The organism is Kitasatospora sp. NPDC087315, from assembly GCF_044744345.1.
Classification (GTDB): domain Bacteria; phylum Actinomycetota; class Actinomycetes; order Streptomycetales; family Streptomycetaceae; genus Kitasatospora.
This window is the reverse complement of sequence record NZ_JBIUYD010000015.1, coordinates 206,765-220,086: the sequence shown is the minus strand read 5'-3', so window position 1 is coordinate 220,086 and position 13,322 is coordinate 206,765. Positions and strand designations below refer to the sequence as shown.

The window sequence follows — 13,322 nt, the reverse complement described above, 5'->3', positions numbered from 1 at the left end:
GCCCCGGTCTATGGGCAACCACACCCGCCGCACTTTTCCCCTGGGCCCCGGCGGGGGCCCCCCTGTTTTATCTTTATTCAACGGGTGCGAAAACCCTGGGGGGGGGGGGGCGGGGGCGCCCCCCCCCGCCTGTGTGGGGGTGGAGATGGTCAGGAGACGTTGAGCGCGGCGTCGTCGATCACGAAGCTGGTCTTGAGCGAGGAGTCCTCGGTGCCGGTGAAGGTGATGGTCACCGTCTGTCCGGCGAAGGTCGAGAGGTCGAAGGACTTCTGCGCGAAGCCGGTGGCCGCGTCGGCGTTGGAGTAGGTGGCCAGGGTGGTCGAGCCGGCCTGGACGGTCAGCTTGTCGTACGCGGTGGAGCCGGTCTCGGCGGTGTCGACGTGGACCCAGAACGAGAGGACGGCCTTGCAGCCGGCCGGGACGGCGACGGTCTGCGCCAGGGTGTCGGTGTGGCTGCTGCCGTAGCCGTCCAGCCAGGCCTTCCATGAGCCGGTGTGGGCGGCCTCGCCGGTGCTGCTGTCGACGACGCCGCTGGACGCCGTCCACGGTGCGGCGGCGCCGCTCTCGAAGCCGCCGTTGCCGATCAGCTGGGCCGGGGTGCAGCCGCCGGAGGGCGGCGGGGTGGTGCCGCCGAGCAGCGCGGTGTCCAGGGCGTCGGCGATCGGGCTGCCCCAGCCGGTGACCTGGTCGTAGCCGGCCTTGGCGGGGAAGTCCTGGTTCTTGCCGGTGGTGACGTCGTGGAAGGCCGTGCCGTAGCCGCCGCCGTTGGCGACCGCGTACAGCTTGGGGGAGGCCTCGCCGAGGACCGGCTGTCCGGCGGCCTTGGCCTTCTGGTCGAACTGGGCCGCGTAGCCGGACCAGAGCGGCGCGGCCGCGCTGGTGCCGCCGTACACCTGCCAGCCGCCGGCGGTGTAGATGGCGAAGCCGCTGGCCGGGTCGGCGTCGGAGGAGACGTCCGGGACGGTGCGCATGGTGCCGCTGACGCCGGTGCCGGTCTGCCAGGCGGGCCTGGCGAAGACGGTGGAGACGCCGCCGCCGGCGGTGCTCCAGGCGCTCTCCGAGGAGTAGCCCGTCCCGGAGACCTTGAGGTTGGTGCCGCCGACGCCGGTCTGGTGCGGGCTGGACGCCGGGAAGTCGACCGCCTTGACGGACGAACCGCTGGTCGAGCGGGTGCAGTCGCGCGAGCCGTCGTCGCCGGAGGCGGAGAAGACCGAGATGCCCTGGGCGGCGGCCTGCTTGAAGGAGTTGTCCACGGCCGTCATGGAGGAGGCGGTGGTGTCCGGCTCGCAGGAGCCCCAGGAGATGGAGATCACCGAGACCTTGTTGTCCGAGACGATCTTGGCGGCCATGTCGATCTCGCCCTGGTCGCTGTTGGGCGCCTCGTAGACCAGCTGGGTCGCCTTGGGGGCGACGCCGCGCACGATCTCGCTGTCCAGCTCGACCTCGCCCTGGCCGTCGCCGGGCGCGGAGTCGTAGCTTGCGCCGTCCACCGAGACGGTGCTGACGGCCGGTCCGGTCAGGCCGTACTGGGAGTCGTAGGTCTTCAGGTCGGTGGAGCTGTAGCCGTCGAACTCCCAGAGGGCGACGGTGACCCCGGTACCGTCGGCGCCGGTCCTGTCCAGCCGGTAGGCACCGTCGTACTGGGACGGGCCGAAGCCGCTGGGCGCGGCGTTGGGCGCGGCGTTGGGGGCGGCCGCGGCCTGCGGCTTCGCCAGGCGGGTGGTGCGGACGGTGTGGTTGTTGAGGCCGGAGACGCCCTGCACCACGCCGGCGAGGTCGGCCGGGACGGAGGCGGCCGCGTCGTTGGCGAAGAAGGCGCGCTGTGCCTGCGGGTCCAGGTAGGCGCTCTCGTGGGTGCCGAAGGCCTTGGCGATCTGCGCGGCGGTGCCGCGCGCGCCGACCACCTGGCGGTTGTCGCTGACGCCGGAGACGGTCAGGCCCTGGGCGGTGAGGTACGACCTGACCTGCTCGACGGCCGCCTGGGTCGGGCCGAAGCGCTCGGTGAACTGCTGAGGCGTCAGGTACCCGCCGTACTCGGGGGTTCCGGGGGTGGCGACAGCGGCGAGGAAGCGGTCCAGCCCGGCGGTGTCGCGCAGCTTCAGGCTGACGGCCACCGAGAGCTGCTGGTCGGCGGGGACGTCGCCCTTCTTCTCGGAGCGGGCCACCGCGGGGGTCACGGTGTCCGGCAGCGAGACGCGAGGGGCGGAGGCGTTGGGGACGGGAGCGGCCTGCGCGCCGGTCACGCCGAGCGAGACGGCGGTCAGCGGCAGGACGGCAAGGGCCGCGGCGAGGGCAAGGGAACGGGGGCGCACGGGATCCTCCTCTGGCCGGCGCGTGGGGGCCGGCCGGGGCCAGGGCGTTCCAGGGTCGAAAACGCTGGCTAGAACATGACAGAACCCGTGTGCGAATTGGCTTATGGTCAAGCAATTCGTTGCTAAAAAACAGTCAACTGTGAATGGGGGAAAACAGAACAGAGTGTGCGGGCCTTCATACAGTGAATGGCGGGAAATCCGGAACCGGATCACGTCAGGACGGGAAAGGAGGCGCTCAGGCGGACCGGAGCGGACTCGGCGGACCGCGAATCGGGGAGGGTCGGTGACGGGCCGCCAGGTGGCGGAGCCGCGCGGTCCCCGGCCGTTGACCGGTGGACCACCGGCCCTTGACCTGCTGAACACCCGCCGGGCCGGCGCCCCGGTGAACGACCTGCTCGACCGGCCGGACGGCTACCGGATCCGGCTCTCCCCGGCCGGGCCGGCGGCGCTACCGCGGCAGGGGCCGCACCGGATCGGGCGGTGTGGGCACGGGGCATGCATTCTGCATTTCTTCGACACGTCGCGGAACGGCCGTCGGAGGTGGTGTGCCATGGCGGCGTGCGGGAATCGGGCGAAGACGGCGCGGCACTATGAGCGGGCGCGTGGACAGGGCCTGCGGACAGGAAACGCGGACAAGGCGCGCGGACAGTGCTCGCGGATATGCGGATCCCCGGACACCGCGCCCGATCGGGCGGTGCCCGGGGACGGCCGGGGCTCCCGGCGACCCTCGTGGCGGGCGCCCGGGAGCCGTCCGGGCGGCGGGCGCCCGGGGAGTACGGGCGCCCGCCGGGGCGTGGTCAGTCGTCGGTGGGGGCGCCCAGCCACTGGGCCAGCGCGGCGCGGAGTTCGCCGTGGCCCGGGTCGACGGCGGCCCAGGCGGCGTAGCCGTCCGGGCGGATCAGCAGGACGGTGTCGCGCAGCTTGCCGTGCGGGTCGGCGGGCGCGGCGGTGACCAGCCGGTCCGCCCACGGGTCGGCGGCGGACAACTCGTCATTGCTGACCAGGACGAACCGGCCGGCGCGCAGCGCCTCGGCGAGCCGCTCCGGCGGGGCCGGCTCGCCCTCGCGGGCCTGCCGCAGGCCGGTCAGCCGCAGGTCCGGTACGCGTCGGCCGACCAGCGGGTGGGCGTCCTTCGGAGCGGCGTAGTGGATGCCGATGCCGGAGACGGTGCGGGCGCCGCGCTCGGTGACCAGGTCGAGGTGCTCGGCGACGGCGGCGAGGGCGCCGCGCAGGGCCCGGGTGGGGGCGGACTGGGCGAGCGCGAGCCGGATCAGCGCGCCGGAGCTGCGCAGGACGGCCTTGCCGACCGGGTGCCGCTCGGTCTGGTAGGTGTCCAGCAGGGCGTCGGTGGCCCAGCCCCGGACGGCGGCGGCGAGCTTCCAGGAGAGGTTGGCGGCGTCCTGGAGGCCGGTGTTCATGCCCATGCCGCCGGCCGGGGAGTGGCAGTGCGCGGCGTCGCCGGCCAGGAAGACCCGGCCGGAGCGGTAGTTGGGGACCTGGCGCTCGTCGCTGTGGAAGGTGGAGGTCCAGCGGGCGTCGTGCAGGCCGTAGTCCTCGCCGAGGGCGGTGCGGGTGACGGCGGCGATCCGGTCGAGCGAGGGCGGGGCGGCGTCGGCGCGCTGGTCGTCGCCGTCCCAGGCGATGACCCGGTACCAGCCGTCGCCGAACGGCGCGAGGAAGGCGAAACCGTTCTCGGCGGCGCCGACGACAACCGCCTCGTCGGGCTCGCGTTCCAGCCGGACGTCGCCCAGCATCACGGAGTTGACCACGGACTCGCCGGGGAAGGGGATGCCGAGCAGGTCGCGGACGGCGGAGTGGACACCGTCGGCACCGACCGCGTAGCGGGCCCGGTGGGTGACGGTGGTGCCGCCCACGGGGTTCTCCTCGCCCGAAGGACGGGAGCGGGCCTCGATCGTGACGCCCTCGGCGTCCTGGCGCAGCCCGGTCACCTCGGTGCCGCGCAGGATGGTCGCGCCGGCCTTCAGCGCGCGCTCCTGGAGCAGGCGTTCGGTCTGGTACTGCGGGGTGACCAGGACGAACGGGAAGCGGGTCGGGAGCTGGCCGAGGTCGACCTTCAGCCGGTCGAAGAGCCGCAGCGAGCTGAGCGGACGGCCGGTGGCGATCAGCTCGTCGGCCAGCCCGCGGGCGTCCAGCAGCTCCAGGCTGCGGGCGTGCACGGCGAAGGCCCGGGTGAGGTTGGACTCGGCGCCGCGCTTCTCCAGGACGGTGACCCGGACCCCGGCGGCGGCCAGGTCACCGGCCAGCAGCAGGCCGGTCGGTCCGGCGCCGACGATGAGGACGTCGGTGCCGATCTGCTTCGCGGTCATGTGTCAGCTCCCGGTGCTCGGACGAAGGCTGAACGCCGCTCTCAGCGTTCTCCCGGACACCATCATCGCTGCCCCGGGCGGGACTGTGAATCTCCGGGCCCCGGCGGCGCGTGCCCGCCGGAGCCCGGTACCGATGTGCCGCGGCCGATCGGTGCGGTTGATCGGTGTGGCCGGGTGGTGCGGCCGTCAGCCGTGCCGGCGGACCTCGACGGTGCGGAACCGGTTGGCGACGAAGGCGCCGTCGCAGTAGGCGGAGTTGGCGGCCGGGTTGGCGCCGGTGCCGTGCAGGTCCGAGAACGCGGCGGTCTGGTTGGCGTACACCCCGCCGGTGAGGTTGAGCGAGAGCGAGACGCCGGCGTCCAGCGCGGCCTCGACCAGCGCGGTCTCGACCTCGGGCGAGGTGGTGTAGGCGGAGGCCGTCATCGCGCCCTGGGACCGGACCGTGGAGTGCAGCAGCTCGATCGCGGCGGCGGTGGACTCCACCGCGACGGCGAACGACACCGGGCCGAAGCACTCGCTGTGGAAGACCGCCCGGTCGTCCGGCTTGTCGGCGTCCAGCGTGACCAGCGCCGGGGTGCGGACGGTCGCGGCGGGGAACTCGGGCGAGGCCACCACGCGCGGGGCCAGCGCGAGTTCGCCGTACTCCCCGGCGGCCGCGGCGACCGAGCGCTGGAGCACACCGGGGTTGACCACGGCGCCCAGGACGGCGGCGGCCCGCGCGTCGTCGGAGAGCAGGCCGTCGATGGCGGCGGCGAGGTCGGCGACCACCTGGTCGTACGGCTTGGCACCCTGGTCGGTGTCGATGCCGGTGCGCGGGATCAGCAGGTTCTGCGGGGTGGTGCACATCTGGCCGCTGTAGAGCGAGAGCGAGAAGGCCAGGTTGTTCAGCATGCCCCGGTAGTCGTCGGTGGAGTCGATGACGACGGTGTTGACGCCGGCCTTCTCGGTGTACACCTGGGCCTGCCGGGCGTTCTCCTCCAGCCAGTCGCCGAAGGCGGTGGAGCCGGTGTAGTCGATCAGCCTGACCTCCGGCCGCACGGCGAGCAGCTGGGCGACGGTGCCGCCCTCGTGCTCGGGGGCGAGGCAGACCAGGTTGGGGTCGAAGCCGGCCTCGGCGAGCACCTCGCGGGCGGTCCGGACGGTGAGGGCGAGCGGCAGCACGGCCCGCGGGTGCGGCTTGACCAGGACCGGGTTGCCGGTGGCCAGCGAGGCGAACAGGCCCGGGTAGCCGTTCCAGGTGGGGAAGGTGTTGCAGCCGATCAGCAGCGCGACGCCGCGCGGCACGACGGTGAACTCCTTGGTCATCACCAGCGGGTCGCGCTTGCCCTGGGGCTTGGTCCAGCCGGCGCTCCGCGGCAGCCGGGTCTGCTCGGCGTAGGCGTAGGCGACCGCCTCCAGGCCGCGGTCCTGGGCGTGCGGGCCGCCCGCCTGGAAGGCCATGCCGTAGGCCTGCCCGGTGGTGTGCATCACGGCGTGCGCGAACTCGTGCGAGCGGGCGTTGATCCGGGCCAGGATCTCCAGGCAGACGGCGGCGCGGGCGAGCGGCCCGGCGGCGGCCCACCCGGGCTGGGCGGCGCGCAGGGCGGCGATCAGCGCGTCCGGCCCGGCGTGCGGGTAGCCGATGCCCAGTTCGAGGCCGTACGGGGAGACCTCGCCGCCGATCAGGTCACCGTCGGCGGGGTGGCCGTCGAGCGCGAACGGCTTGTTCAGCAGGGCCTCGAAGGCCGCCTTGCCGTCCTCGGCGCCGCTCTCGCCGTAGGCCTTCGGGAACTCGGGGTAGGGCGACCAGTAGTCGCGTTCGGCGGCGGCGGCGAGCGCGGCGTCCAGGGTGGCCTGGTGGCGTTCGGCCAGTTCGGCGACGAGGGGGTGGGTGACCGCTGCGGACATCGTGTGCGCTCCTCAGAGGGGAGGACGGGACACGTCCCAGAGTAACCGAACGATCGGTCGGCTCAAGGGGGTGTGCGGCGCCGGAACACGCGAAAAACGCGCGGGGCGCGTCCGGAGTGGACGCGCCCCGCGCGGGAACAGGCTGCCGGTCGACCGGCCGTGGAGTCGTGGGGCCGTCGGTCCGCGGGTCGCCGGTCTACGGGATGCCGAGTTCGAAGATGACGTACCCGCCGAACCAGCCGGAGGCGACGGCGCCGGTGCCGAGCACCGTGGCCAGCACCGGCCAGCTGAGCTTGCGCATGCCCACCGCCAGCGCGATGAACAGCGGGAACGCGGGCAGCAGATACCGCGAGACATTGCCGAAGATGCCCAGGCTGCCGAGCACCGACACGATCGTGGCCAGCGTGTAGGCGGTCAGCACCAGCGGCGGGCGCAGCCGGATCATCAGCACGATCAGCACCGGCAGCGAGAGCACGATCAGCGTCGCCAGCAGATCGGCGACCGGGAAGGCGAACGGGTAGTCGCTCCGGCCCAGCAGTACCCCGCGGATCGCCTTGTAGGTGCCCTTGCCGAAGTCGAAGTAGTGCAGCCAGGCGTCGTGCTGGAGCTTGAAGTAGCCGCCCCAGTCGCCCATCCGCCAGCCGACCCAGCCGACGTAGCCGAGCAGGCCCACGGGGGCCATCAGCAGCGCGGCCAGCGGCCTGGCGATCCCGCTCTCCCGCCGGTACAGCTCGACCAGCGCGGCCAGGCCGACCGCGCCGATCAGCGCCGCCGAGGTCGGCCGGTTGAGGCCGGCGACCAGGGTGAGCGCCCCGGCGGCGACCCACTGCTTGGTCATCACGCAGTAGCAGGCCCAGGCGGCGAGCGCGACGAAGGACGAGTCGGAGTAGAGCGCCCACTCGGCGCCGGAGCCCGGGGCGATCGCCCAGATGCCGGCCGCGATCACACCGGCCCGGGCGCCCGCCATCTTCTCGACCACCGCGTAGATCCCGGCGGCGGCGAACAGCGAGGCCACCACCGAGACCAGCATCCCGGCGCCGTACAGACCGAGGCCGGTGGTGTCCGAGACCAGCCGCATCAGGCCCGGGTAGAGCGGGAAGAAGGCGGCCGAGTTCTGCTCGATGGTGAAGCCCGGCGTCCCGCCGGGGATCACCACCAGCGCAGGGTGGTAGCCGAACTCGGCGACCTGCTGGTACCACCAGCCGTCCCAGGTGGCCAGCACGTCCCAGGGGTTGGCGCCACCGCCGAAGCGCGGGTGCTTCTTGAGGTACTCGCCGGAGAACGAGAGCAGCTTCATGAAAACGGTGAAGCCGATCAGCTTGAGCACGGCGTAACACCACACGGCCGGCCCGAATCTCACGGCCAGGCCCCGGGCACGCTCGCGCCAGCCGTGCCCCGGCGCCGCATCCGGTTTCTCGCTGCGCTGCTCGGGCACGTCGGACGCGACTGCCGGTATTGCGCTCATCAGACTGGACCCCACCCCTGCTGGCCATGGACGATCGTCCGGAGAGTCTAGGCCCTGGGGTGTTTCACCGGTGCGGACCGATGGACCCGACCGCGTCCGGTGGAGTGAGGGCGGGGATACTCGGAGGATGGCCGATCACACCACGCGTACCGCCTACACCGTGGAGTCGCTGCTCGCGGTGACCGTCGACGTCTTCAACGAGCGCGGTTACGACGGCACCTCGATGGAAGACCTGTCGCGGGCGGCCGGCATCTCCAAGTCCTCCATCTACCACCATGTGCGCGGCAAGGAGGAGCTGCTGAGGCTGGCCGTCGGCCGGGCCCTGGACGGGCTGTTCGCGATCCTCGCCGAGCCGGCTGCGGTGACCGGCCCGGCCGTGGAGCGGCTGGAGCACGTGGTGCGGCGGACCGCCGAGGTGCTGCTGGCCGAGCTGCCGTACGTCACCCTGCTGCTGCGGGTGCGGGGCAACACGGTCACCGAGCAGTGGGCGCTGGAGCGGCGCCGGGAGTTCGACCACCAGGTCGCCGAGCTGCTGCGGGCCGCCGTGGCCGACGGCGCGCTACGGGCGGACGTCGAGCCCCGGCTGGCCACCCGGCTGCTCTTCGGCATGATCAACTCGATCGTGGAGTGGTACCGGCCGGGGCTCAAGGCGGCCGACGGCGTCGCGGACGCGGTGGTCCACCTGGCCTTCGACGGACTGCGGGCCCGCTAGCCGTCCCCGGCCCTACCCGCCCGCCCCCCACCCGCCCCTACCCGCCCCGAGCCGAAGGGGCGCGCCGGTGCCGAAAGGAAGGAGCGAGGAGGCCCCGAGGAACGAGGGGCCTTGGAGCGACGACCGTCGGCACCGGACCAGAGCGCCCCGGAGGCGAGCGGGCGAAAACACAGCGCGCCCCGGAGGCGAGCGGGCGGACTAGCTAGACCGGCGGCACCTGGTCGGTCTCCTCGAAGACCAGCATGGTCCGGGTGCCGAGCACCTGGGGGATCGACTGGATGCGGTTCAGCACCAGCTCGCGCAGGGCGTGGTTGTCGGCGGTGTGCACCAGCAGGATGACGTCGAAGTCGCCGCCGACCAGGGCGATGTGCGCCACCCCGGGCAGCTCCAGAAGCTGCTCCCGCACCGTCCGCCAGGAGTTCTGGACGATCTTCAGGGTGATGTACGCGGATGCGCCCTGACCTGCCCTTTCGTGGTCCACGCGGGCGGTGAAGCCGCGAATGACGCCGTCCTCGACCATCCTTGATATCCGGGCGTACGCATTGGCCCTGGACACATGCACCCGCTCGGCCACCGAGCGGATGGAGGCGCGACCGTCCTGCTGCAGCAGCCGCAGGATCGACCGGTCGACACGGTCGAGTCTGGACGTCTGTTCAGTCGACATGACCCCCCACCCTCCCTGATTGGACGTACTGCCATCAGTCGACCGCCCCCCGGGCCGATTGTCCACCACCTTGTCATGGTTCTGGTCAAGATGAACAGACGACCGAACAATCGGTAGGGAGCCCCCGCCACCCCAGGAGGTGCCCCGAGATGACCGTTCTCGACCACAGACACCACACGGCGGTGCCCGGCTGGCTGCCCGGGGCGACCGCCCCGCGCACCGACCCGGCCCCGCTGCTCCCGGACGTCTCGCCCGTCCGCGTGCTCGGCACCCCCGCGCTGGAGAAGTACGACCCCGCGCTGCTGCGCGAGCTGTACCGCCGCCTGGTGGTCGGCCGCCGCTACAACCAGCAGGCGACCACCCTCACCAAGCAGGGCCGGCTGGCCGTCTACCCGGCCTCCACCGGCCAGGAGGCCTGCCAGGTCGCGGCCGCGCTGGCGCTCGGCGAGCAGGACTGGCTCTTCCCCAGCTACCGCGACACCCTCGCCGTGGTCTCCCGGGGCGTCGACCCGCTGGAGGCGCTGACCCTGCTGCGCGGCAACGCCCACACCGGCTACGACCCGCGCGCCGTCCGTACGGCGCCGCTCTGCACGCCGCTGGCCACCCAGGCCCCGCACGCCGTCGGGCTGGCGCACGCCGCACGGCTGGGCGGCGAGCCGGTGGTCGCGCTGGCGCTGCTCGGTGACGGCGGCACCAGCGAGGGCGACTTCCACGAGGCGCTGAACTTCGCCGCGGTGCTCCAGGCCCCGGTGGTCTTCCTGGTGCAGAACAACGGCTACGCCATCTCCGTCCCGCTCACCGCGCAGTCCGCCGCGCCCACCCTGGCCCACAAGGCCGTCGGCTACGGCATACCGGGCCGCCTGGTGGACGGCAACGACGCGCCCGCCGTGCACAGCGTGCTGACCGAGGCGGTCGAGCGGGCCCGGGCCGGCGGCGGACCGACCCTGGTCGAGGCGCTCACCTACCGGATCGAGGCGCACACCAACGCCGACGATGCCACCCGCTACCGGGACGACACCGAGGTGGCCGCCTGGCGGGAGCACGACCCGATCCTGCTGATGGAGCGCGCACTGCGCGAACTCGGCGTGCTGGACGACACGCTGGTGCAGGACGCCGCCGACGAGGCGGAGGCGCTGGCGGCCCGGATGCGGGCCGAGTTCCACGCCGACGCCGAGCTGGACCCGATGTCGCTGTTCACCCACGTCTTCGCCGAGCCCACCCCGCAACTGCGGGAGCAGGCCGACCAGCTGGCCGCCGAACTGGCCGCCGAGGCCGAGGTGGGGCACCGATGAACGAGGCCTCCGTCGCCGCTCGTGCGGCGGCCGCAGCGACACCGGCGACCAGGAAGAGCACCGTGGCCACACCGGCGACACCGGCGACACCGACCATGCCGACCATGCCGACCACGGTGAGCATGGCGCAGGCGCTCAACTCCGCGCTGCGGGACGCCATGCGCGCGGACCCGGCGGTGCACGTGCTCGGCGAGGACGTCGGCGCCCTCGGCGGCGTCTTCCGGATCACCGACGGGCTGACCGCCGAGTTCGGCCCCGACCGCTGCCTGGACACCCCGCTGGCCGAGGCCGGCATCCTCGGCACCGCCGTCGGCATGGCGATGTACGGGCTGCGCCCGGTGGTGGAGATGCAGTTCGACGCCTTCGCCTACCCGGCGCTGGAGCAGCTCTTCTCGCACGTCGCCAAGATGCGCAACCGGACGGCCGGCCGGCTGCCGCTGCCGATCACCGTCCGCATCCCGTACGGCGGCGGGATCGGCGGCGTCGAGCACCACAGCGACGCCTCCGAGGCGTACTACACCAGCACCCCCGGCCTGCACGTGGTCACCCCGGCGACGGTGGCCGACGCGTACGGGCTGCTGCGCGCCTCGATCGCCTCCGACGATCCGGTGATCTTCCTGGAGCCCAAGCGGCTCTACTGGGGCAAGGCCGGGTTCGACCCGGCGGCGCCGGTCGAGCCGATCGGCCGGGCCGTGCTGCGGCGCACCGGCAGCTCCGCCGTCCTGATCACCTACGGGCCCTCGCTGCCGGTCTGCCTGGAGGCGGCCGAGGTGGCGAAGGCCGAGGGGTGGGACCTCGCGGTGCTGGACCTGCGCACTCTGGTGCCGTTCGACGACGAGACGGTCTGCCGGGTGGTGCGTTCGCTCGGCCGGGCCGTGGTGGTGCACGAGGCGACCGGCTTCGGCGGCACCGGCGCGGAGATCGCCGCGCGGGTCACCGAGCGCTGCTTCCACCATCTGGCCGCCCCCGTACTGCGGGTCACCGGCTTCGACATCCCGTACCCGCCGCCGATGCTGGAGCACCACCACCTCCCCGGGGTGGACCGGATCCTGGACGCGGTCGCCCGGTTGCAGTGGGAGGACTGAGGATGATGCCGGTCGTGCGCGAGTTCACCCTGCCCGACCTCGGTGAGGGGCTCACCGGGGCGGAGGTGGTGCGCTGGATGGTCGAGGTCGGTGAGGTGATCGCGGTCGACCAGCCGGTGGTGGAGGTGGAGACGGCCAAGGCCGTGGTGGAGGTGCCCTGCCCGTACGGCGGGGTGGTCACCGCCCGGTACGGCGAGCCGGGTGAGGAGGTGGCGGTCGGCGCGCCGCTGGTGACGGTCGCGGTGGCGCCCGCCGTCGGTGAGCCGGGTGAGCCGTTGACCGGTGGGGCGGCTTCGGCCGGGGAGACCGCCACGGCGCTGGAGCGGCCGCTGGTCGGGTACGGCGTGGCCGAGCCCGACCGGGGCGGTCGGCGGCGCCGGGTCGGGGGACCGGTTCGACCGCCGGTGGCTCCTGCGGGGGCCGCTCCCGCGGTGGCGGCGGCCCGGGTGGCCGTGGCCGATCCGGTGACCGTGCCGGCTCCGGTGACCGCGGCGGGGCCCGCCGTGGTGCCGGTGATCTCGCCGCTGGTCCGGCGTACCGCCCGGGAGCACGGCATCGATCTGGCGGCGCTGACCGGCAGCGGGCCGGACGGGCTGATCATGCGGGTGGATGTGGACCGGGCGGTGGCGGCGCTGGCCGTGGTATCCGCGGTCTCCCCGGCTTCCCTGGCTTCCCCGGTCGCTCCGGCGGTGGAGGGCGTCGTCCCGCTGCGCGGGCTGCGCCGGGCGGTGGCGGAGAAGCTCACCCGCAGCCACCGGGAGATCCCCGCCGCGACCTGCTGGGTGGACGCCGACGCCACCGGACTGATGGCGCTCAGGCGGCAGTTGAACGCCGCGCCGGGGCCGAAGGTGAGCGTGCTGGCGCTGCTCGCCCGGATCTGCACGGTGGCGCTGGGCCGCTTCCCGGAGCTCAACTCCAGTGTGACGGAGGACGGTTCCGGAATCCTTCGGCACTCCGCCGTGCACCTGGGCTTCGCCGCCCAGGGGGACCGCGGGCTGGTCGTCCCGGTGGTGCGGGACGCACAGCTGCGGACCACCGAGGAACTCGGCGCCGAACTCGGCAGGTTGACCGAGGCGGCCCGGTCGGGCTCGCTCACCCCGGCCGAGCTGACCGGCGGGACGTTCACCCTGAACAATTACGGGGTGTTCGGCGTGGACGGCTCCACCCCGATCCTCAACCACCCCGAGGCGGCGATGCTCGGCGTCGGCCGGATCGTCGCCAGACCCTGGGTGCACGAGGGCGAGTTGGCGGTGCGCGAGGTGACCCAGCTGTCGTTCACCTTCGACCACCGGGTCTGCGACGGCGGTACCGCGGGCGGGTTCCTGCGGTTCGTCGCGGACTGCGTCGAGCAGCCGGGGACGTTGCTGCGCAGGCTGTGACCGCCATGGCTGTGACCGCCACGGCGGCGGTGGTCACGGCGGCCCTTCGTGGTCGCGGTGGCCGTCCTGGGGGCAGTTCGCCCCAGGACGGCCATGGATCGGGCGAGAGTAGCGCGTACGGGGGCCGGGTGTCCGGGCTTCGCGTGATTCGTCGGATGAGCACTTCGGGCGTGCCACGCTGCCTAGGCGTCAGTAAAAC

9 protein-coding genes and 1 pseudogene are annotated in these 13,322 nt (G+C 73.2%); 5 read left to right on the top strand and 5 right to left on the bottom strand.

The annotated features are described in order from the left end of the window. Positions 1 to 149: 149 nt before the first annotated feature. Positions 150 to 2,312, bottom strand: a complete 2,163-nt coding sequence (locus ACIO5D_RS22855) for a protease pro-enzyme activation domain-containing protein (protein ID WP_400797318.1) — start codon at positions 2,310 to 2,312, stop codon at positions 150 to 152. A gap of 103 nt (positions 2,313 to 2,415) precedes the next feature. Between ACIO5D_RS22855 and ACIO5D_RS22850 the strand changes: the two are divergent. Then, a pseudogene (locus ACIO5D_RS22850) lies at positions 2,416 to 2,898 on the top strand (CGNR zinc finger domain-containing protein); the annotation flags it as partial. Positions 2,899 to 3,109: 211 nt separating this feature from the next. On the opposite strand, the gene ACIO5D_RS22845 reads toward ACIO5D_RS22850, so the two are convergent. The 3 genes from ACIO5D_RS22845 to ACIO5D_RS22835 all read right to left on the bottom strand — a co-directional run bounded on the left by ACIO5D_RS22845 (position 3,110) and on the right by ACIO5D_RS22835 (position 7,853). Next, on the bottom strand, positions 3,110 to 4,639 hold the full coding sequence (locus ACIO5D_RS22845) for an FAD-dependent monooxygenase (RefSeq protein WP_363613943.1): 1,530 nt from the start codon (positions 4,637 to 4,639) through the stop codon (positions 3,110 to 3,112). A gap of 186 nt (positions 4,640 to 4,825) precedes the next feature. Next, complete coding sequence (gene paaN / locus ACIO5D_RS22840) at positions 4,826 to 6,526, bottom strand: phenylacetic acid degradation protein PaaN (RefSeq protein WP_363613945.1); 1,701 nt, start codon at positions 6,524 to 6,526, stop codon at positions 4,826 to 4,828. Between the two features lie 196 nt (positions 6,527 to 6,722). After that, on the bottom strand, positions 6,723 to 7,853 hold the full coding sequence (locus ACIO5D_RS22835) for a hypothetical protein (protein WP_400654138.1): 1,131 nt from the start codon (positions 7,851 to 7,853) through the stop codon (positions 6,723 to 6,725). Positions 7,854 to 8,118: 265 nt separating this feature from the next. Between ACIO5D_RS22835 and ACIO5D_RS22830 the strand changes: the two genes are divergently transcribed. Next, positions 8,119 to 8,703, top strand: coding sequence for a TetR/AcrR family transcriptional regulator (locus ACIO5D_RS22830; RefSeq protein ID WP_363613949.1), 585 nt, complete (start codon positions 8,119 to 8,121; stop codon positions 8,701 to 8,703). 202 nt (positions 8,704 to 8,905) lie between these two features. On the opposite strand, the gene ACIO5D_RS22825 is transcribed toward ACIO5D_RS22830, so the two are convergent. Next, positions 8,906 to 9,367, bottom strand: coding sequence for an Lrp/AsnC family transcriptional regulator (locus ACIO5D_RS22825; RefSeq protein ID WP_400654140.1), 462 nt, complete (start codon positions 9,365 to 9,367; stop codon positions 8,906 to 8,908). A 149-nt stretch (positions 9,368 to 9,516) separates the two neighbouring features. Between ACIO5D_RS22825 and pdhA the strand changes: the two genes are divergently transcribed. The 3 genes from pdhA (at position 9,517) to ACIO5D_RS22810 (ending at position 13,123) form a co-directional block, all read left to right on the top strand. Next, positions 9,517 to 10,659 (top strand): pyruvate dehydrogenase (acetyl-transferring) E1 component subunit alpha, encoded by a 1,143-nt coding sequence (gene pdhA / locus ACIO5D_RS22820; RefSeq protein WP_400654142.1) that lies wholly within the window; start codon positions 9,517 to 9,519, stop codon positions 10,657 to 10,659. Between the two features lie 95 nt (positions 10,660 to 10,754). Beyond that, positions 10,755 to 11,744 carry an alpha-ketoacid dehydrogenase subunit beta gene (locus ACIO5D_RS22815; RefSeq protein WP_400758106.1) on the top strand — a complete coding sequence of 330 codons (990 nt, stop codon included), beginning with the start codon at positions 10,755 to 10,757 and terminating at the stop codon, positions 11,742 to 11,744. A 5-nt stretch (positions 11,745 to 11,749) separates the two neighbouring features. Then, positions 11,750 to 13,123: a dihydrolipoamide acetyltransferase family protein gene (locus ACIO5D_RS22810; protein WP_400797331.1), complete on the top strand. Its 1,374-nt coding sequence runs from the start codon at positions 11,750 to 11,752 to the stop codon at positions 13,121 to 13,123. Positions 13,124 to 13,322: the final 199 nt, after the last annotated feature.